General features: G+C 58.0%; 17 protein-coding genes. 4 read left to right on the forward strand and 13 right to left on the reverse strand.

Annotation, left to right across the window (positions count from 1 at the left end; genetic code table 11):
* The first annotated feature begins 33 nt into the window (after positions 1 to 33).
* On the forward strand, positions 34 to 1,032 hold the full coding sequence (locus tag BM235_RS14385) for a zinc-dependent alcohol dehydrogenase (RefSeq protein ID WP_158543850.1): 999 nt from the start codon (positions 34 to 36) through the stop codon (positions 1,030 to 1,032).
* Between the two features lie 24 nt (positions 1,033 to 1,056).
* On the opposite strand, the gene BM235_RS14390 is transcribed toward BM235_RS14385, so the two are convergent.
* The 5 genes from BM235_RS14390 to BM235_RS14410 form a co-directional block, all read right to left on the reverse strand.
* Positions 1,057 to 1,923 carry a carbohydrate ABC transporter permease gene (locus BM235_RS14390; protein ID WP_090114312.1) on the reverse strand — a complete coding sequence of 289 codons (867 nt, stop codon included), beginning with the start codon at positions 1,921 to 1,923 and terminating at the stop codon, positions 1,057 to 1,059.
* Positions 1,924 to 1,939: 16 nt separating this feature from the next.
* Entirely contained in the window at positions 1,940 to 2,848 is a 909-nt protein-coding gene (locus tag BM235_RS14395; protein ID WP_255374380.1) for an ABC transporter permease, read from the reverse strand.
* A gap of 72 nt (positions 2,849 to 2,920) precedes the next feature.
* Complete coding sequence (locus BM235_RS14400) at positions 2,921 to 4,480, reverse strand: extracellular solute-binding protein (protein WP_090114314.1); 1,560 nt, start codon at positions 4,478 to 4,480, stop codon at positions 2,921 to 2,923.
* A 314-nt stretch (positions 4,481 to 4,794) separates the two neighbouring features.
* Entirely contained in the window at positions 4,795 to 7,011 is a 2,217-nt protein-coding gene (locus tag BM235_RS14405) for a helix-turn-helix domain-containing protein (protein WP_090114316.1), read from the reverse strand.
* A gap of 88 nt (positions 7,012 to 7,099) precedes the next feature.
* Positions 7,100 to 7,369, reverse strand: coding sequence for a YolD-like family protein (locus BM235_RS14410; RefSeq protein WP_090114318.1), 270 nt, complete (start codon positions 7,367 to 7,369; stop codon positions 7,100 to 7,102).
* A gap of 114 nt (positions 7,370 to 7,483) precedes the next feature.
* On the opposite strand from BM235_RS14410, the gene BM235_RS14415 reads away from it, so the two are divergent.
* The 3 genes from BM235_RS14415 to BM235_RS14425 all read left to right on the forward strand — a co-directional run bounded on the left by BM235_RS14415 (position 7,484) and on the right by BM235_RS14425 (position 10,095).
* Positions 7,484 to 8,242: an IclR family transcriptional regulator gene (locus tag BM235_RS14415; protein ID WP_090114320.1), complete on the forward strand. Its 759-nt coding sequence runs from the start codon at positions 7,484 to 7,486 to the stop codon at positions 8,240 to 8,242.
* Between the two features lie 154 nt (positions 8,243 to 8,396).
* Positions 8,397 to 9,170 carry an SDR family NAD(P)-dependent oxidoreductase gene (locus tag BM235_RS14420; RefSeq protein ID WP_090114322.1) on the forward strand — a complete coding sequence of 258 codons (774 nt, stop codon included), beginning with the start codon at positions 8,397 to 8,399 and terminating at the stop codon, positions 9,168 to 9,170.
* Between the two features lie 31 nt (positions 9,171 to 9,201).
* Positions 9,202 to 10,095, forward strand: coding sequence for a fumarylacetoacetate hydrolase family protein (locus BM235_RS14425; RefSeq protein ID WP_090114324.1), 894 nt, complete (start codon positions 9,202 to 9,204; stop codon positions 10,093 to 10,095).
* A gap of 447 nt (positions 10,096 to 10,542) precedes the next feature.
* Here the strand turns inward: BM235_RS14425 and BM235_RS14430 are convergent, their stop codons facing one another.
* The 8 genes from BM235_RS14430 to BM235_RS14465 form a co-directional block, all read right to left on the reverse strand.
* Positions 10,543 to 11,505 carry a C-terminal binding protein gene (locus BM235_RS14430; protein WP_090114326.1) on the reverse strand — a complete coding sequence of 321 codons (963 nt, stop codon included), beginning with the start codon at positions 11,503 to 11,505 and terminating at the stop codon, positions 10,543 to 10,545.
* Between the two features lie 21 nt (positions 11,506 to 11,526).
* A complete protein-coding gene (locus BM235_RS14435) occupies positions 11,527 to 12,672 on the reverse strand; it encodes a trans-sulfuration enzyme family protein (RefSeq protein ID WP_090114328.1) in 1,146 nt (381 codons plus the stop codon).
* A 67-nt stretch (positions 12,673 to 12,739) separates the two neighbouring features.
* Positions 12,740 to 13,618, reverse strand: a complete 879-nt coding sequence (locus BM235_RS14440) for an SMP-30/gluconolactonase/LRE family protein (RefSeq protein ID WP_090114330.1) — start codon at positions 13,616 to 13,618, stop codon at positions 12,740 to 12,742.
* A gap of 26 nt (positions 13,619 to 13,644) precedes the next feature.
* A complete protein-coding gene (locus tag BM235_RS14445; protein ID WP_090114333.1) occupies positions 13,645 to 14,724 on the reverse strand; it encodes an SGNH/GDSL hydrolase family protein in 1,080 nt (359 codons plus the stop codon).
* Between the two features lie 14 nt (positions 14,725 to 14,738).
* On the reverse strand, positions 14,739 to 15,644 hold the full coding sequence (locus tag BM235_RS14450) for a DMT family transporter (RefSeq protein ID WP_090114335.1): 906 nt from the start codon (positions 15,642 to 15,644) through the stop codon (positions 14,739 to 14,741).
* A complete protein-coding gene (locus BM235_RS14455; RefSeq protein WP_090114338.1) occupies positions 15,645 to 16,805 on the reverse strand; it encodes a mandelate racemase/muconate lactonizing enzyme family protein in 1,161 nt (386 codons plus the stop codon). It lies immediately after the preceding gene.
* 18 nt (positions 16,806 to 16,823) lie between these two features.
* Complete coding sequence (locus tag BM235_RS14460; RefSeq protein ID WP_090114340.1) at positions 16,824 to 17,900, reverse strand: zinc-dependent alcohol dehydrogenase; 1,077 nt, start codon at positions 17,898 to 17,900, stop codon at positions 16,824 to 16,826.
* A gap of 2 nt (positions 17,901 to 17,902) precedes the next feature.
* A complete protein-coding gene (locus BM235_RS14465) occupies positions 17,903 to 19,510 on the reverse strand; it encodes a hypothetical protein (protein WP_090114342.1) in 1,608 nt (535 codons plus the stop codon).
* Positions 19,511 to 19,524 lie beyond the last annotated feature (14 nt).

The following is a 19,524-nucleotide window of genomic DNA, read 5'->3' on the forward strand; positions in this document are numbered from 1 at the left end:
GGGCGGCTTAAGCCCGGTAGAGGAGGCTGTAAAATGGAATCGTGGAACGTTGTTTTCCCCCAGGCGCAGCAAGTCGAGATACGCAAAGAACCGCTCGACCCGGCGCTCGGGCGAACGGAAATCTTGTGCCGGTCGGTGGCGTCGCTCATCAGCACCGGCACGGAGCTGCAGTGCTTAAGAGGCGTCTTCGATGCGGGGACCAACTGGTCGGATTGGGTGAAGTACCCCTTCCGGCCCGGCTATCTAACGACCGCCGAGGTGCTGGAGGTCGGTCCGGACGTGACGGGCATTCGCGCGGGAGACCGCGTCAATGCGGGGCATTCGCATGCGCAATACTTTAAAATCGAAGCCCGGGACGCCTACCTTCTTCCGAAGGAAATCAGCGCCGAGCAGGGACTCTGGCTGAGCCTGGCCAAGACGACGCAGCTTGGCGTGCGGCGGGCGGAGCTGCAGCTCGGGGAAACGGTCGGCATCGTCGGGCTCGGGCTTCTGGGCCAATTGGCCAGCCAATATGCGTATTTGTTAGGCGCCCGGGAAATCTACGCCATCGATCCGGCCGAGAGCCGGCTTAACCTGCTGCCGAAAAAGCCGGGCATTCGCCCGCTGCCCATGAATGCGGAAGCAGCAAGAGAAGCGATCCGCGCGGCGACGGGAGGCAAAATGCTCGACGTCGCATTCGACGTCACCGGTCATCCGTCCGTCCTTGCTCAGGCTACCTTGCTCGTCAAGCCGTTCGGCCGCGTCGTGCTGCTCGGCGATACCTCGGTGCCCTCGCAGCAAACGCTCGGACCGAACGTCGTATCGGATTCCATCTCGATTCTGGGCATCCATGCCCTCAAAAATTACAGGGACTGGGACCATCCCGCGATGTCCGAGCTTTTCCTGCGTTACCTCATCCAGGGCCGCATGGATATCGCGCCGCTCATTACCCACCGGTATTCGCCGATGGATGCGCCGGAAGCGTACGGCCTGCTCGCGAATAACCGCAGCTCGGCCATGGGCGTGCTGTTCGATTGGACGCTTTTGAATTAAGCGGGGGCGGCCTTCTTGGCCGACTTAACCTTTGACCGAGCCCATCATGGCGCCTTTGATGAAGTGCTTCTGGATAAACGGGTAGAACAGTAAGATCGGCAGCGTACCGACGAGAATGACCGCGTACTTCAAAGATTCCAGCACGACCTTCTTGTCTCCGAGGGCGGAGCTGACCGTGATATCCGATATCACGCCCATCATGACGATATTCCGAATGATCACTTGCAGCGGATACAAGTCCGCATTTCGGAGATATAGCAGGGCGCTGAAGAAATTGCCCCAGATTTGAACCGCGTAAAACAGCATGACCGTGAGCAGCACGGGCTTGGATAACGGGAGGACGATCCGCGTCAAGATTCCCGCGTCGGACAATCCGTCGATCTTGCCGGACTCCTCCAATTCCCGCGGGATTCCCTGGAAGAACGTGCGCATAATGATCAGATTGAAGGCTGTAACGAGGTTCGGTATTACCATGGCCCAGATCGTGTCGAGCAGGTGATAATTGCGCACCGTGAGATAAGTCGGAATCATGCCGCCCGAGAAGAGGATCGTGAACACGATCATCAGCATGAACGTTTTGCCGAAGACGAGGTTTCTTCTCGATAGGGAGTAGGCGCCCATCGTCGTGACGATCAGAGACAAAGTCGTTCCGAGCACGACGTAAATGAGCGTGTTTTTGTACCCGGTCAGTATTCGCTTGTCGCTTAGGACGGCCGCAAAGGCATCGAAGTTGATGCCCTTGGGCCAGATGCTGATCCGATTGCCGACCACGAATTCCGCGGAGCTTAACGATACGGCCGCCATGTGGATAAAAGGAAACAGCATCGTGCAGGCAAAGAGAGCCAGAATCAGGACATTCACGATATCAAATAAGCTCGTTCGTTGTTTCAATCCGTCTTCCGCCCCTTTACCATAAGCTGGTCTCGCTGAATCTGCGGCTGATCCTGTTGCTCACGTAGACGAGCGCGAATCCGATCACGCCCATGAACAGGTCGATCGCCGCGCCGTAACTGAAATTCCCTTGCAAAAGGCCGATCCGGTACACGTAGGTCGAGATGATATCCGACGTATCGTACGTCGCCGCATTGGACAGCAGGAATACTTTTTCGAAGCTGATCTCGAGAATCTGGCCGACCTGCATAAGGAACATGATGGCGACCGTCGTCGCGAGGCCGGGAAGCGTGACGTGCCAAATCTGCTTCAGCCTGCCCGCGCCGTCCATTCTCGCCGCTTCGTACAGCTGCGGATCGATCGTAGTGACGGCCGCCAAATAAATAATCGAGCCCCATCCGACTTGCTGCCAAATCTCCGAGCTGACGAAGATCGTCCGGAACCAACCTGGCTCCTGCAGGAAGTTAACGGCCGGGAATCCCATGCTCTGGAGGGCGTGATTCAGCCAACCGGTACTGGGCGACAAAAACATGTCGATCATGCTGGCGACGACCACGATGGACAGAAAATACGGCATGTAGCTCACCGTTTGCACGAATCTTTTGAATAACATGCTTCGTACTTCGTTCAGCATCAAGGCGAGAACGATCGGCGCCGGGAAACCGAACAGCAGCTTATAAAAACCGAGGAGCACCGTATTCTTGATAATGATTCTGGCGTCGGGATTTTCGAAGAACATCCTGTAATATTTGAGCCCGACCCATGGGCTCCCCGCGATGCCCTTGAACAGGTTGTAATCCATGAACGAGATGGTGATCCCGAACATGGGCACATAGCGGAACATGATGTAGAAAATCATGGTGGGCGCCAGCAGCAGAAGAAAGATCCGATCGCGTTTGATCTGCCCCAGGATGGATAATTTCAATGTCGGGTCTCCTTCCTTAAGAGATAGAGCCGGCCGCCGCAAGCGGGCGGCCGACCCTATAGGATTGAATGGTTATTTCGAGTTCGCTTTAAGCCGGTCCAGCGCGACCTGATAAGTCTCAAGCAGCTTTTGAGCGCCCATTTTGTCCAGCTCGGCCAGGAAGGCATCCCATTGCGACATCGGCGTCTCGCCATTGATGAACTTGGCGACCGAAGCTTCGTAATGCTTCAGCACCTGCTCTTCGATCAGCGCGACGGCGCTCTTTTCCTCGTTGGTCAGCGGAGGCGTGATGTTCATCGTCGGGAATTGATACTTTTCCGCTTCGGCGTACGCGTACCGCTCGTTCTCGTTGCTCAGCGACAAGGAGGATTCCATGTTCGCCAGTCCGACCGCGCCCGTCGTGAACATGCCGAGCTCCTTGCGGAGGTCGTTCGGCTCTTTGTATTGCGGCAGCAGCTTGCGCTTGCCGTCTACCATCTCGTAGGACTCGCCTTCTTTGCCCCAGCTGAGCAGGTCGGAGCCTTCATCGGAATAGATGAAGTCGAGATACCGAAGCGCGGCGTCCAGGTTTTTCGTCGTGGAAGAGACGGCGAAGCCGTATTCTTCGAAGTTCGCTTTGGCGAGATAGGGCTTGTCGCCTGCGCCGAGCGGCGGCGCCATGAACTTCAGATGGGCCCCGTCCTTCAGCTGCGAATTCATGATCTCGATTTGACCGATGAACTGGATGGAGATGAACGATTTGTTCGTCGTCATGAACTGCGTCCAAGCCTTGTAGTCCATGGACAGCCAGTCGGGCGGGAACAAACCTTCCTTATAGAACTTGTTCAAGTACTCGACCAGTTTCTTGAAGTTAGGGTCGGCTACGCCGAATTTCATTTTTCCGGTGCCCGGCTCCTCATAGAACCAAGGGTAGATGCCGAACGCCGGCGCGAAGGACCTCATCGTGCCGATGCCGTGACGGAAGACGAACGGATAGCTGTCGGGATACAGCGCCTTCAGCTTTTTCGCCGTTTCGTACAACTCATCCCAAGTGGTCGGCACTTGAAGCGAATGCTTGGCGAAAATATCGTCGCGATAGAAGTAAACGACGTTGTTCCCCGCGCCGCCGCCATCGTTGATAATGTGATACATCTCGCCGCCCGGGGAGGTCATCCGTTGGGCGACCGTCGGCCTTTCCTCCAAATACTTTTTGACGTTAGGCATTTTGTCCAGGTACTTGGAAAGGTCCAGAAAGGCGCCTTGCGGCCCGTACTTCTGCGCGTCGCCAGGGAACACGGACATCAGGTCCGGCATGTCCCCGGAGGAGATGGCGAGGGGCAGCGACTCGGGACCCGTCTGCAGCTCCTGCTTGATCTCGATGTTGGTCGCATCCTTGATCCATCGCCAGACGGCCCAATCCGGCTTGACGGGCCATGCTTGCGATTGGTCGGTCAGCAGCCGGAGGGTTGCCGGCTCAGGCGGCGCCACCGTTGCGGACGCGCTTGCCGTACCGCTCGGACTGGCGGACGACGAAGGCGACTGCGCGTTCTTTTCGTTGTTGTTGCTTGAACAAGCCGCGAGCGAAGTCGTCATCAAGATTGCCGATAGCAGGGTGAGGCTGAAGATTTTTTTTCTGTGGTTGTTTTTCCGCATAACCTTGAATACACCGTCCCTTTTCGATTTTTTATGGCTTCCCTACGAATCCTTGCATCGGATCCTTGCAACAAGTCGGAGAACTCGCTTTCACCTTGCAGCGACCGACCTGATACCGCAATCGTACAGTCCGGCCAGCCTGCGCGTACATCTTCTGAAACGCCTCGATTGCAATTCCTTTACGCTTTTCTAAGAATAATATCAGCTTTCGAAAAACAGCCTATAGCCCGTTTATCGCAAAAAAACCAAAGCCGTTAACCGGCTTCCGATCCAGACAAAAAAACGGGTGACGCCGATCAGGCGCACCCGTTTTCTTAAACCGATTCATTTCTCTTCCTGTATTCGCTGGGGGTCAGCCCCATATACTTTTTGAACATCCGGTTGAACGACGTAATGTTCTTATACCCGACCTGTTCGGCGGCTTCGCGAATCTTCAGCCCTTCGTCGTCCAGCAGGAGAGCCGCTTTTTTGATCCGGGTCTCGTTAATATAATCGACGATATTCATGCCGGTCTTGTTTTTGAAATAGGAAGACAAGTATCCGCTGCTCATCTTGAATTTGTCCGCCAGCACGTCCAGGTAGATCTCTTCGGCCAAATGCTCGTTGATATATTCGGCGATCTGGACCGTGATCGGATGCTTCTCGTCCTTCTTCTCCCGGACGGCCTGCGCCGTCCCCGTCACCCACTCGAGCAGCAGCAGCTCCAGCTCGTAGAGCGTACTGCATCGCGCGATCCGCTCCCCCTCCCGGACCATAACGGCATCGACCTTGTCCGGGTCCAGCGGGAACGGCGTTACGAAGCCTCGAATCTTGGCGGCTGCCGTCTCCGCGAAGCGCGCGAGCGAAGCGGCCGTCGGCGGCTTGCGGTGCCACTTGGCGAACTGCTGCTCGATCAAGGCGGCCACTTGAGCCCCATTGCCTGCCTTCAGGTTCGCTTCCAGCTCCTTCTCCTGATCCGGCGAGAAGCCGATCGCGACCGGCACGCCGGACCGCTCCGAGATGATCTGCGTCTCGTCGGTCAGCAGCCGCTCTCCCGCCAGCTCCTGCGCCTCTTCGTAGGCGGAAGTCAGCTGATTCGAAGCGGAATACGCGGACGTGACGGCCATCGTCATGATGCCGTGCTCCCGGTCCTGATCGAACACTTTTTTCATTTCGCCGAGCTGCGAGCGCACCTTGTCCAGATTTTCCGTGAACACCAGGCTTAGGATCTGGTCCCGTTCGATCTGGAACGTAAGCGAGCCCGGAAAATCCGGCTTCAGCTGGCTGTCGATGAAGATCCTCAAATAGTACACCCAGTTCTGGATGATCGCCGGCGTATTCGCCTCGTTTTTGCCCGGCTGGATCTGGAAGAGGACGAAGACGAACGGCTTGTCGGCAAAATCGAGCGACGATGCGTCCGTATCTTGGCCGCGGATCGCTTTGAGATGATTCATGAACGACAGCTGCCTGGTCAGCATCCGGTTGCCGTGGATCTGGCCGCTGATAATATCGAATTCCTTGATGCTAGACCGCAGCGGCGCCGTCTCGCCGTTCAAGCCCCGGATCGACTCGATGACCCGCTTGAGCGGATTGTTGATTCGGGCCGCGAACAGAAACGAGAACAGAATGCTGAGCGTGATGGCGGCCAGAATGCTGGCCAGCAGCGTAATATTGATCCGGGTCTGGGCGGCGATCCGATCGACGGGCACGCGGCTGACATAGGTGAAGCCGGTTCCCTTGCCTTTGAACGTAAAATAATATTTGCCGTCCCTGACGAACGGTTCGGCATCCTTGGTTTTCTGCAGCTCTTCGAAGGAAAGAAACGGCTCGCCTTCCGTTCTGCCGAACATGGGATCGCCCTGCGCGTCGTAAATCATCAGCTCTTCGTTCACGCTTTGATGATAGGCTTCGTACATTTTGGCGGCATTGAGAAAGACGATCATGACGAAACCCGGATTGTACTGCCCCTTGATCACGATCGGGATCATCTCTCCGAGCGGCAGGCGGTTGCCTTCAATGACCTCCGAATAGAAGGGAGAAGCGGGCCATATCCGGTACGTATACTTTTCCTCGAACTGCTTCGTCCAATATTCAAGCGGATAATCCAAGCTGGTATAGAAGACATCGAACATCGCTTTGGCGTTCGTGCTCGTCCCCTTTTCCAGCACGAGATCGTTCGGTTTGGAATAAAACACGATATTGTTGATGTAATAGTACGGCACGGTCGTCCACTGTTGGATTTCGCGCACGATTTCCGGATAGAGCGTATTCTTGGGATTGTTCTGGAGCAGCAAAATCTTCTCGTCCGAAAAAAACAGCAGCATCTGCTTCTTGATGAGATCCAGGTGGTTCTCGTAGCTGTCGCGGGTATTGGCGAGCATGGAGGTGTTGTACTTCACGACCTCGTGCTTGACGCTCTTCTTGGATTCGGAGACGGAGTAGAAGGTCAGGGAGGCGAGCAGCAGGACGATGCATAGAAAGCCCGCGATCAGCCTCAGGAATAGGGAGTTCGTTCGATTTCTGATGAAAAGGATCGGTCGAATCTTTTTCAAGCCGTTCCCGCCTTTAGAGTGATCGCATTCGCCCGTTTGTCCTCCCTATCTTATCAAAGCCGATGATTCCTGTATACCGGAAGCGCGTTCAATCTCTGGGGTTATCGACTCGCATAATGTCCAGGAACGGCAGCTTGGCCAGCTTCTCGAGCGTCTGGACGTGGACCAATCTCGTGCGTGCATCCAACTTCACGATCCGGCCGCGCACGGGCTCCGGCTCGTCCCATATCGTCAGAACGACGGTGCTGTCCTCCTGCTTGGCCTCCACCAGGCGCTCTCCCAATTCCTCGAGCTCGAACTCGTCGCGCGTCGGACGTTTGGCTTTATATTTCTTTCCCGGTTTTTTTACCTCTGGCAATTCGGTCTACCTCCTTAAGTCAACTCTCCTATTCTACCAAATAACGACGTCGTTATGGGAAAAAGGTGCTTGTGATATAATAAACCCAGTTTATCAGAGAAACCTGGTGAGATTATGGAACGTGCGGATCGCAAATATTGGGTGCCGGCCTTGGAAAGAGCCCATGAAGTTCTCCATTGCATCGCGGCCCGCCCTTCCCGATTGCGGATGATGGACCTGGTGTCCGAGACGGGAATCAACAAAAGCACGATGTTTTCGCTTCTGCAGACGATGGAGGCGCTGCAGTGGGTGAATCGGGAAAAAGGCGAAACCTACGCCTTAGGCCCCGTATTCGCCACGCTGGGCCGCGCTTATTTTTCCGGCATCGATCTCGTCGCGCAGTTTCAGCGCTTGGCGGCGAATGCGGCCGAACGGATCGGCGAGACGGCGCAGCTTGCCCGATTGGAAGGCACCCATATTTTGTACCTGGCGAAAAAAGAAGCGCCGGCGCCCGTGCGGCTCGTCTCCGAGCCGGGCATGCGGATTCCCGCCTATGCGACTGCGATGGGGAAAGCGCTCTTGGCGCATATGCCGGACGAACAGGTTCGCGCGTTGTTCGCGAACGCCTCGTTCGAACGGTTTACCGAAAAAACCGCATCGAACGTGGATAACTTGATCAGGCAGCTGGAACATGTCCGGCAGCTCGGATATGCCGTGGACGAGGAAGAGGTCGTGAACGGGATCGCGTGCATCGCGGCCGCCGTCAAAGACCCGGGCGGCGTTCCGGTCGCGGCCGTCAGCTTCACGATGCCGCTGCCCCGATGGGAAGCCAAAAAGCCGGACGCCCGGACGGAAGTGCTGCGATTGGCCGAGCAGCTGTCTTCCTTGCAATGAATTAAGATCAGGTTCGGTTAAGAACTCGTTTTCGGCGCCTCGAGCGCGTGAAAGCGGGTTCTTTTTCATTGACCGCCGACAAGGCCGAATGCTATATTAGTTTTATATACTAAATCAAGTTTATTATTATAAACAAAAAGGTGTGATACCGAATATGCGGCTGAACGGAAAAGTATGCTTGATCACGGGTTCGGGTTCCGGCATCGGTAAAGCCTCCGCCTTGCGCTTCGCGCAGGAAGGCGCGTCCGTCATCATTAACGACCTGGATCGGGCAAAAGGTCAAGAGACGGTTGACGAGATCCGGAAAAGCGGCGGCAGCGCCACGTTCATCCCTGGCGACGTCACGTCCCCTGCCGAGATGGAGGCCATGGCGCAAGATGCGCTTCAGGCGTTCGGGCGAGTCGACGTGCTTTTCAACAATGCCGGCATCAGCGGCGTCGGGGCGCTGCACGAGCTGGAGCTCGAGCAATGGGACAAAGTGATGCGCGTCAATATCGCCGGCGTGTTTTTGCCGAGCAAATACCTGCTGCCGAGCATGATGGCGCGCAAATCCGGCTGCATCATCAACATGTCGTCTTGCATCGCCGAGATCGGGCTTGCGCGCCGCGCCTCCTACGCCGCTTCCAAGGGCGCCGTCCTTGCCTTGACCAAGTCGATGCAGGTGGACTATGCGCCTTACGGCATCCGGGTGAACGCCTTGCTGCCGGGCACCATCTTCACGCCGTTCGTCGAAAACTATTTGAAGACCTCGTACGACGATCCCGAGAAAGCGATCGAAGCCATCAAGAGCCGCCAGCTTAGCGGCGAGCTCGGCAGGCCCGAGGACGTGGCGAACGCCGCCTTGTTCCTCGCCTCGGACGAAGCCTGCTTCATGATGGGATCGCCCCTTTATATCGACGGTGGCGTCACGTTCGGCAAAAACGCATAATAACATTAGACTGCGATAAGGAGACTGAGAGATGAGATTCGTAACGATCAGGGAAGACCGCGAGCTCGCGTTAGGCATTCTCAGAGGAGAAGAAATCGTACACTTGCGCCAAGCGCTCGAAGCCGTGCCGGCGCAAGGCGTGCCGGCCGACGTCATGGACTTGATCCGCGGCGGAAAAGAAGCGGTCGCCGCGGTCGAACGTTATATCGAACGTCTTCCGGCAGGGCCGCAAGCTTACCTGCGGCAAGAGAACGACGTCCGCTTCGGCCCGTGCGTGACGAATCCGGGCAAGATCATCTGCATCGGCTTGAACTATCGCAAGCATGCCGAGGAATCGAACGCGCCGATCCCCGAATATCCGATCTTGTTCAATAAGTTCGGCAACACGCTGGCCGCGCATGGCGACGATATCCCGCTCGCCAACCGGGTGACGAGCGAGGTCGATTACGAAGCGGAGCTCGCCATCGTCATCGGCCGGAACGCCAAATACGTCGGCCAAGACGAAGCGCTGGACTACGTGTTCGGCTACTGCTGCGTCAACGATCTGTCGGCGAGAGACTTGCAGATGCGCACGCAGCAATGGCTGCTCGGCAAATCGCTCGACAAATTCAGCCCGCTCGGCCCGTACCTGGTCACGGCCGATGAAGTCGGCGATCCGAACGCGCTTGCCATGCGCTCCATCGTGAACGGAGAAGTGCGGCAAAACTCCAACACCTCCGACATGATCTTCCCTTGCGACGAGATCGTCAGCTACGTTTCGCAGCATATGACCTTGTATCCCGGGGACGTGATTCTGACGGGAACCCCGGAAGGCGTCGTCCTCGGCCTCCCCAAAGAAGAGCGCGTGTACTTGAAGCATGGCGATATCGTCACGATCGAGATCGAAAAGCTGGGCTCGCTCACGAACCGGTTGGTGGACGAATAAGCAGCGGGGCTGCGTAAAAGAAGACGGGATGAAGCAGAAGTATTTCCTGCTTCATCCCGTTTTGCTTGTTGTTTTTCGTCGTGAGACCCGCGGCACCAACAGCGGCGTTCTCGCAGTACGGCCCGCGCCCGCTCCCCCGCCTCTCACGCGATACTCAGGAATAGCGCTAAATTGCGCTATTCTCGTACGACCGTTCCCGTCCACTTACACGCCGATCACGTGATACTCAAAAATAGCGCAAAATTGCGCTATTCTCATACCTACAGCCCCCGCCGCTCTACCACCGCAAACATGATACCCACGAATAGCGCAAAATTGCGCTATTCTCGTACCCACCGTTCCCATCCACTCACACGCCGATCACGTGATACTCAATAATAGCGCAAAATTGTGCTATTCTCGTACCCGCAGCGTCAGTCCTCTCCCACACTTTAATACAACCTTCTCTCACAAGTCCTTTTTGTTCACGACGTTCGGGATCGCCCTTTCCTCCAGGAAATCGACGATCCGAGTCGAAGTCAGGTTCCGCAGCCGCGCTTCGGATTGCTCGGAGTACCAGGCGATATGGTTGGTGACGATCGCCTTCGGATGATGCAGCAGCGGATGATCGTCGGCCGGCGGTTCTTCCGTCAGGACGTCCAGGCCCGCGAAGGAAATATCCCCTCGGTTCAGCGCATCCAGCAAGTCGCCTTCATGAACGAGCGGTCCGCGCGAGACATTGATCAGCGCGGGCTTCTTGTTCATTTTTGCGATGCTGTGCCGGTTGATGATGTGCTTCGTTTCTTCCACATACGGGCAATGCAGCGAGATCAGATCGGATTGCCCCAGCAATTCGTCCAGCGACACAAGCTCGACGCCATCGGGGACGTTGGCCTTGCTTAAGTATGGATCGCTCACGATAATCCGGCAGCCGAAGCCTTGCATGCGGGCGATGACCTGCGCCCCGATCCGCCCCATCCCGATCAATCCGAGCGTCAATTCGGATAAGGCGTAAATCGGCTTAAGCTCGGGCATGCGCGTCCATTGCCCCCCGCGTACGAGCGTCGAAGCGGGAAACAGCTTGCGGTGCGCCGCGAGCAGCAGGCTGACGGCGTGCACGGCCACTTCCTCCAGGCAATAGTCCGGCACGTTCATGACCGTAATCCCGCGCTTACTCGCGGCCTGCACCGGGATGCTGTCCAGGCCGATGCCTTCCCGGGCGATCAGCTTCAGGCTGGGCATCCGCTCGAGCAGCGCTTCCGTCACTTGCTGCAGCTGGACGACCAGCACCTCGGCGTCCTTGACCGCATCCGGCAAATCCGCCGTCGCTACGCCGTCGTAAACGTCCACTTCATAGCCGGCCTGACGCAAAATATGTTCCTCGACCGTATAATCGACGGTCGCAAAATTAACCAAAGCAATCCGATTCATCGTGTAGTCGCAGTCCTTTCCTTAGATCTGTGACAATGCCTGCTCCACGTCCTCCAGCAAATCCTCCGCGTCCTCCAGGCCGATGGATAACCGCACGAGCTTATCCACCCTGCTCTCGTATTCGGTCCCGACGACCGCGTCCTGCTGCCAGCCGATCGCCGTCGCATAGACGAGGCTCTCGAAGCCGCCCCAGCTGACGCCGATCTTGAACCATTGCAGGCTATCTACGAACTTGCGTACCGCCGGTTCTCCCCCGCGCAGCTCGAAGCTGAGCAGCCCCGTCGGTCCGCTCATCTGGGAGACGGCCAGCTCATGCTGGGGATGGCCCGGCAGCAGGGGGTAGTTCACTCGCTCCACCTGAGGATGACCGTCCAGCAACGCGGCGACGCGCATGGCCGATTCGCCGTGCTGCTTCATCCGCAGTCCGAACGTGCGAAGCCCCCGAGTGACGAGCCAGGCGTCAAAAGGGGGAAGCGCGCCCCCGATAACGCCGATCTCGATGGCGGTCAGCTTCCGAATCGTATCCTGGCTGGAGACGACGACGCCGCCTGTCAAGTCGCTGTGACCCGACAAATACTTGGACAACGAATGGACGACGACGTCGAACCCCCAATCCAAGGGTTTGAGCGTCGCCGGCGTCGCGCAGGTATTGTCGATGACGGACACCAAGCCATGCGCTTTGGCGATGGCGATCGCGCCGCGAAGATCGAAGACGTCCATGAACATCGTGGAGTAACCTTCCGTATACAGCATGCGGGTGTTCGGCTTCACGGCGCCGCGAATGTTGTCTGGATCGCGGAAGTCCACGAAATCGCAGGTCACGCCATAACGCGCCATCCACCCGGACAACATGGCGTAGGTGCCGCCGTAGATCGGGAGGCTGCAGATCACATGGTCGCCCTGCTTCAAAAAATGAAGCAACGTGGTAGAGACCGCCGCCATGCCGGACGCGAACACTTTCGCGGCTTCCCCGTTATCGAGCGCCGCCAGCTTTTTTTCCAGCATGTCCGTCGTCGGATTGCCCATGCGCGAATAACGGTACGGCGCTTCCGACTTCATCTCGTCATACGAATTCGCCGTAAACAAAGAATTCAAGAATAAAGGAGGCACGACCGCCCCATGAAAGGTTTCTTCGCCGAAATGGGCAAGCATCGTCTGCATGCGCATGGGACTTCACTCCGATTGATGTAATGGTAAGCCGTCAGATCTCCGGGCCGATACGGTCCGAACCTCTCTACCCGCCGAATGGCTCCGTTGCATATCCTTGCGTAGCGGTCTTATAACGAAATACGCCGCCGGCGTTCGGCTCGTCGATCAGTTGCCGCTCGCTAAGGCCTTGCCTGGCCGTCGTGATGTACAATTCGTCCAGCCGCTCGCCGCCGAACGCGCAGGAGGTGACGTGCGATGCGGCGACGAAGACGGTCTGGAGGCGCTCGCCGGTCGCGGGATTGCAGCGAACGACCTTGCCTCCGCCCCAGATCGCGATCCAGAGCATGCCTTCCCGATCGATGGTCATGCCGTCCGGGAGCCCCTCGTCGTCGCCGATGCGGACAGCCGTCCTTGGCGCCGACAAGCTGCCCGTCCCGAGATCGTAGTCGAACGCGACGACTTCACGGGTCGTCGAATCGATGTAGTACATCGTCCGGTTATCCGCGCTCCAGGCGAGGCCGTTGGAGATGGTGACGTCCGTCAGCACCTGGCGGCAGCCGAGGTCCGCTTCCAAGCAATAGAGGGCGCCTGACGGGCCCTCCTCCTTCTCGTCCATCGTCCCCGCCCAGAACCGCCCCGCGGCGTCGCACTTGCCGTCGTTGAACCGATTGCCGGGCAGATGCGTCTCTAACTCGACGATCGGCACGGCCGCTTGCGAGATCGGGTCGTACCGGTAGAAGCCTTCCCGCATCGCGCAAATAAAGCCGCCCGTCCGCGCGGGAACGAATGCGCCGACCTCCTGCATCATGCTGACGCTCCGGTGCTCCCCCGCGTTCGGTTCCAGCCGATGGATCTTCTTATCCGTAATGTCGGTCCAATGAAGCCAACCGTTATTCGAATCCCACCAAGGCCCTTCTCCTAGCGTATTTCGCGCATCGTACAGAAGCTCCGCCCGATCCGTCATCGTTCCGCCTCCCGTTTCTCCCTTAATTAAGGTTGTATGGCTTTGCAGGCATGGCTTTGCAGAATCTCTCGAAGCAGCGGCGTCAAGCCGTCCGCGATCCGCATATGGCCCAGGTCGGTCGGATGAACGCCGTCGACGGTGCATTCGTTCCAGCTATCGCCGAGCAGGTCGGCCCCATCATGAAAATCAATGAAGCGATCGCCCTCATGCTGCAAGGACGCCACCAGATTCTTTTGAAAATCCCTTCTAACGATCCGGTCCTCGCAGGAGGCCGTATTCGTGTGCTCATAGCCGTAAGGAATCCGCGATAAAACGAGAATCGGCACCTCTGCATGATGGCTGCGAAGGATCCGGAGGAACTCGGGCATCGTACGGATCAAGTCGTCCGCATGCACGTTGTTGGCATCGTAATCCACGACGATACAGGCCGGATCTTCAATATCGCCGATCATCCGCGCGATCTCCGGATCGCCCTTGCCGTTGCCCGAAAAGCCCAAATTAATAAATTCGACGTCGAAGCGGCGGCTTAATATATTCGTAAAAGACATGCCTGGCCTGGAAGCGCAGCCGCCCTGCGTGATCGACGTTCCGTAAAGAACGACCTTGCTCCCCGTCGAATAAGCCGGAAATTCGAAAACCCGGGCATCCGCGTTCATCCCGATCTGCACGTCGCGCACGCCTTGGAACAACGGGAAATCGAGCGTCACGTACCGCATTTCCGGCTGCAAATTTTCATAAAATACGTATTCGTATTCGGCAGAGTCATGAGCGAACCGGGTCGTCCCGTAGTAGAGCTGCGAGCCCGGCTCGCCTAGATAACAGTCAAAGCCGTTGACCGCGGTGGCGGCGACATGCTCCGCTACGTTCGGCGCGAACAGCTTCGCCTTGATGACCAGCTTGGTGGCATCGGTCGCAAACCGAATCTGTCCGCCCGACGTATGGTCCGCCAATTCGTCCAGAATCTCGCGTATGGCGCCGGGCTCGACGGTAGGCAGGCGACGATACTTGCGCTCCGTCTGCCACCATGCGAATCCGGCGATTTGAAAGGGGGCGCGACCTGGCGAATGCCATCGCAGCGCCTCCGCATCGCTAGTCGATCCGTTCATATCCCGCAGCCTCCTTATCCTCCGGCAACGGTGCCGGTTGGAATCGCCTTGTCTGCCAGCTTTTTGTTGGATAAGGCAACGCCGATGACGATCAGCGCGCCGCCCGCGATCTGCGTCAGCATAATCGGATCGCCGAGCGCGACATAGGCGACCAGAATCGCCACGAACGGCGGGATGTTCATGAACATCGCGCTCGTCGAAGCGCCGGTCACGGAAATGCCCTGGTTCCACCACAAGCCGGCCAAACCCTGCGCGATTAACGCGACGACGATCAGAAGCGTCCAGGTTAAGGGGTTTCCGCTGGCATGCAGCTGGCCTTGCGCCCATTCGACCCCCGCGGCCGGGAACAACAGCGCCGTGCCGACAAGCGTCGAATAGATCGTGACGTCGATCGACTTCATCGTTTCCGTCGCCTTCCGGATCAACAGTACGCTCACGGCCAGCGTCAGCATCGCGAGCAAAATGAAGAAGTCTCCGCGCGAAACGCCAGTTACCTTGCCGCCGTTAAGCACGATGACCGCGACGCCGACGAGCGCCGTCAGCGCTCCGGCTATTTTGAAGCCCGTAACCTTTTCCTTGAGAAAAACCCATGCCAGAGACGTCGTCGCGATCGGCGACAAGGCGATGATCAAGGCTGCATTTCCCGCGCTGGTGTGCGTCAGTCCGACAAAGTAAAAGATCTGATACATCAGGGAGCTGGTCAATCCGACCGACGCGAGCCACATCCATTCGCGCCTGGTCGGCTTCCTCACCGCCCGACTCATCCATCCGACGCTTAATAAAAACAGCGAGGTGACCACGAGCCTCGACAAAGCGAGCAGGATCGGCGAAAACTCCCGCAGCAGGTAGGCGCTCACGACATAGTTGCAGCCCCACAAGATAGAGACGACCAGCAATTTAAAAACGACCGGTCGGATCACTTACAGAAGCTGCCCGATGCGCGGCTGGAACTGCGGATCCTGCGGATCGTAAAACACCATTTCCCGTTCGAAGTTCTCGCCGAAACGATCGAGCTTCGTGATGTCCAGGTCGATGCCGAAGCCCGGACGGTCGGGCACGGCGATGCTGCCGTTGTTGAAAACGAGCTCTTCGCGCAGCAGATCGCCCTTCATGAACTTCAGGTGCGTGTCGTTCGCGAACGGGAAGTTTCGCGAAGAGGCGACCATGTGTACGTTGCCGAGGGTGCCGATGCCGGTCTCGGCCCAACTGCCCGTCACGCACCAAATGCCCGCGTGGTTGGCCAGATCGACGATCTGCTTGGCCTTGAGGATGCCGCCGGCTTCGGACGGGTACACCAGAAAGCATGCGCAAGCGCGCTTGTCGATCAGCCGCAGGGCATCTTCGTAGGTGGCGCAGCCTTCGTCGGCGATGATCGGCACGTCGACGGCGCGGGCGACGGCCGCCATGCCGTCCACGTCGTCATACCGCGTCGGCTGCTCGACCATCTGCAGATCGTACTTCTCCATCTTGCGGATCGCCTTGATCGCGGTCGGCACGCTCCAGTTCTGGTTCGCGTCGATGCGGATTTTCATCTTCGGTCCGACCGCTTCGCGCACGGCTTTCACGCGCTGCGTATCCAGGTCGATGTCGCGTCCGACCTTAAGCTTCAATTCGGAATAACCTGCAGCTGCGAACTTGCGCGCTTCTTCGGCGTTGTTCTCCGGCTTGTCGATAAAAATATAGCCGGAGAAGGCGACCTCCTGCCTCACCTTGCCGCCCAGCAGGTTGTATACCGGCGTGTTCAGGATTTTACCCCGCAAGTCCAGCAGCGCCATCTCCACGCCGGCCATGCCGTAATAGCCGATCTGCTTCCAGTTGACGCAGTACTCCTCCAGGCGATGAAGTATCGACTCCAGCTCCATCGGATCGCGGCCGATGAGGAACGGGGCGAACTCCTTGTCCACGACGGTCTGGATGACCGGGATGGTCGGTCCGACCGATTCGCCGATGCCGATCAGGCCCTCGTCCGTCTCGATCTGAACGATGAGCGAAGGCGCGCTGTACCGGGTGCCGCCCGACCATTTCTCGCCTTTGTGGAACGGAATTTTGATCATTTTGGTATGGATCGCCTTAATTTTCATGGCCGTTTCTCCTCCATCTTATGAATGGCTGACGATGATCTTAACCGCCTCATCCGGTTCGCTTCGGGCGAACGCGATCGCCCGGTCCAATTCCGCGAACGGATAATGCTGCGTAATGAGCGGCTTCACCTGTACGCTGCCGGAAGCCATCAGCTCGAGCACCCGCGGCCATACCTGAGGCGCATTGGTCGAGCCCGCCAGCGTCAATTCCTTCAGCACGACCGCTTGAATGTCCGCCAGGATCGGATGGCCGGGCAGCCCGAAAAGCAGCAGCTGGCCGCCCCGCTTCAGCAGCTCGATGCCGAGCTTGAGCGACGCTTCGTTGCCCGCCGCATCGATCGCGATATCCTGCGTCTCCGGCGCAATCGAATCCGTTTCCGTACCCGTATCCGTATCTGTATCTGTATCAGCAACCGAATCCGCAGCCTCTGCCGCTACCGTACCGGACGACCGCAAATTGACCGTGACGTCCGCGCCGAGCCGCCGCCCCAGTTCGAGCCGGCCGTCCCGCATGCCGAACAGCGTAACCTTGCTCGCGCCGGCCGCTTTTAACAGCTGCACGTAATATAAGCCTGTCGGACCGTCTCCGATCACGACGGCATGGGATCCCAGGCGAATATCGAGTTTATCGATGCCGCCCAGGCAGCAGTGCAGCGTCTCGGCTTGCGTCGCCTCCTCGAAGCCGACGGCATCCGGCAGCCGGTACAGATTCGCCGCCGGCACGACCAAATATTCCTGCCAGCCCCCGGGGTAGTGCAGCCCGATCTCGCCGGCCTGCGCGCAGCGGTGCTTGTTGCCGGCCAGGCATTCGCGGCAAACGCCGCAGCCGATCAGCGGATCGATGCATACGCGGTCTCCAGGCTGCCAACCGTCGACACCCGGGCCGATCCGCTCCACGACCCCGGCCAACTCATGGCCGAGCGGGAGCGGCGGCGCGCCGAAGCCGGCATGGCCGCTCATGATATGCAGGTCGGTCCCGCATATGCCGATCGACGCGATGCGGATCTCCGCTTCGCCCGAACCCGGCTGCTCGCGTTCGGCCGTACTTGACGTCACCTCGTTCATGCCCGTCCACTGCCATACCTTTTTTCGCATCGTCAACCCCCGAGTTCGACCTGGGTATCGTATTCGGTCCAAGCGCCCTCGCCGTCGATCGTCGCGAAGGACAATGGCTTCAGAGAGACAGGGTACTGCGTGCCGGCGATCATTGCCGCACCTTGATTTTCAGTCTCGAGCAGGTTATACAAAATGGCTTTTCCGGTCTCCTTGAGCCAGATCAAGCCGATATGGCTCCCCTCGACGATTCGCGGGAACTGCCGATCGCCTTTACCTACATGCTGTTGAAGCATGGAGATCTCTTCATTGGTGGGCCTCGTCGTCGTTTTGTGATCCCAGATCGTCAGATGCGCCGCTTCCGGCATCAAGCGCTCCAGCGCCTCTTTGTTTTTTTCCGCAGCCATCCGGTCGAATATGACCTGTTCATACGAAGAAAGCTTCTTCTGCCATTCCGCCGTCAGTTCATAATCGCCGAAAAATAACAGCAGCTGCCCCTCTTCGCTGCGCTGATCCGCCCGGACCGGCTTAACCGGCAATCCGGCCAGCACCGGCAGGCTGGTCGGCACGATCGGCTCCGCATAAGCGCCGTGCGTTCCATAGGCCAGGTGCACGGGATAGCTTCTTCCCGCGCCCGCAGTCGCAAGGTCCAGCTCCCGCAGCACCGGTAGCGCATCCGCGATCGCTTTCCAATAGCTTTCTTCCAGCACCCAAGTCCCGCTCATAAAGAGGACGTTCTCGAGTCCGGATGCAATGGCCATTTTCGCTTTGTACACCAAGTTGTGTTCCTTGAGGGAGCGAGGCGGGAAAATGGTCGATTCGCTGTAGGCGAGCTTTTGATCCAAGAAGTTCAGGTGATAAGCGATCCCCAGCATTTCCTCCGCTTTGGCGTACGGCTTCGAAAAGCTCGGATCGTTGAATTGCAGCTCGCCGACCCGGAAAAGCGCATCCGGGATTCGCTCGCGGATCGCGGGAATGTCGATCCCATGCCGCTCGTCGCCGAAGTGCATGACCATGATGCCGGCTTGAACGCCTTGTCGGTCCGTCGCTTCCATGACCGCCGTGATCTTGTCGCATTGGAAGGCCACCCAATCCTTCGCCAATTCCGGGTTGACCTTCTTCGTCAGCTGCGCCATCAACGACTCTCTCGTTTCCGAGCGATGATACTTCCCGTTGAATTCCGACAGGCACGCATCGCAATAGCAGCCTTCGATGAACGCGTTGAAATTGCCGACGCGCAGGTCGTCGTCCAGGAAAACTTCGCGGAAGCCCGACTCGCGCAGCAGCCTGGCGGCCTTGGCGTTGTCCTCGATCAGGCAGCTATCGATCGCTCCGCAGAAATACACCGTCTCTCCCAGATTGTTCACCCGGTAATGCCAGGTTTTCGGAATCTCCAGGTCGAGGTCGGGATCGTCCGGATTAAGCGCGTTGCCCGGATGACCGATCGGGATCGTGACCGCGCCCACCTCGAAGCCGCGCGATTCGGCGAATGCCTTCGCTTCCTTCAGCTCCTCGAGATCGACCATTTTGCCAGAGAAAAATCCGGCGATCCAAATTTTCTGAATGCCGGCTTCTTTCATTTGTTCGACTAACGCGTCCCTCGTCGCCCGATCGATCAGCGGTTCATGAGCCATGCTGTATTGCAGCTTCATCTCCTGCAGCCCTC

Origin of the sequence: Cohnella sp. OV330, assembly GCF_900112065.1 — a bacterium.
GTDB lineage: Bacteria > Bacillota > Bacilli > Paenibacillales > Paenibacillaceae > Cohnella.

Excerpts from the sequence above, each read along its gene's own strand:
- BM235_RS14385 (WP_158543850.1), top strand. The coding sequence starts at position 34 with ATGGAATCGTGGAACGTTGTTTTCCCCCAGGCGCAGCAAGTCGAGATA.
- BM235_RS14400 (WP_090114314.1), bottom strand. The coding sequence starts at position 4,480 with ATGCGGAAAAACAACCACAGAAAAAAAATCTTCAGCCTCACCCTGCTA.
- BM235_RS14415 (WP_090114320.1), top strand. The coding sequence starts at position 7,484 with ATGGAACGTGCGGATCGCAAATATTGGGTGCCGGCCTTGGAAAGAGCC.
- BM235_RS14420 (WP_090114322.1), top strand. The coding sequence starts at position 8,397 with ATGCGGCTGAACGGAAAAGTATGCTTGATCACGGGTTCGGGTTCCGGC.
- BM235_RS14425 (WP_090114324.1), top strand. The coding sequence starts at position 9,202 with ATGAGATTCGTAACGATCAGGGAAGACCGCGAGCTCGCGTTAGGCATT.
- BM235_RS14430 (WP_090114326.1), bottom strand. The coding sequence starts at position 11,505 with ATGAATCGGATTGCTTTGGTTAATTTTGCGACCGTCGATTATACGGTC.
- BM235_RS14435 (WP_090114328.1), bottom strand. The coding sequence starts at position 12,672 with ATGCGCATGCAGACGATGCTTGCCCATTTCGGCGAAGAAACCTTTCAT.
- BM235_RS14440 (WP_090114330.1), bottom strand. The coding sequence starts at position 13,618 with ATGACGGATCGGGCGGAGCTTCTGTACGATGCGCGAAATACGCTAGGA.
- BM235_RS14445 (WP_090114333.1), bottom strand. The coding sequence starts at position 14,724 with ATGAACGGATCGACTAGCGATGCGGAGGCGCTGCGATGGCATTCGCCA.
- BM235_RS14455 (WP_090114338.1), bottom strand. The coding sequence starts at position 16,805 with ATGAAAATTAAGGCGATCCATACCAAAATGATCAAAATTCCGTTCCAC.
- BM235_RS14460 (WP_090114340.1), bottom strand. The coding sequence starts at position 17,900 with ATGCGAAAAAAGGTATGGCAGTGGACGGGCATGAACGAGGTGACGTCA.
- BM235_RS14465 (WP_090114342.1), bottom strand. The coding sequence starts at position 19,510 with ATGAAGCTGCAATACAGCATGGCTCATGAACCGCTGATCGATCGGGCG.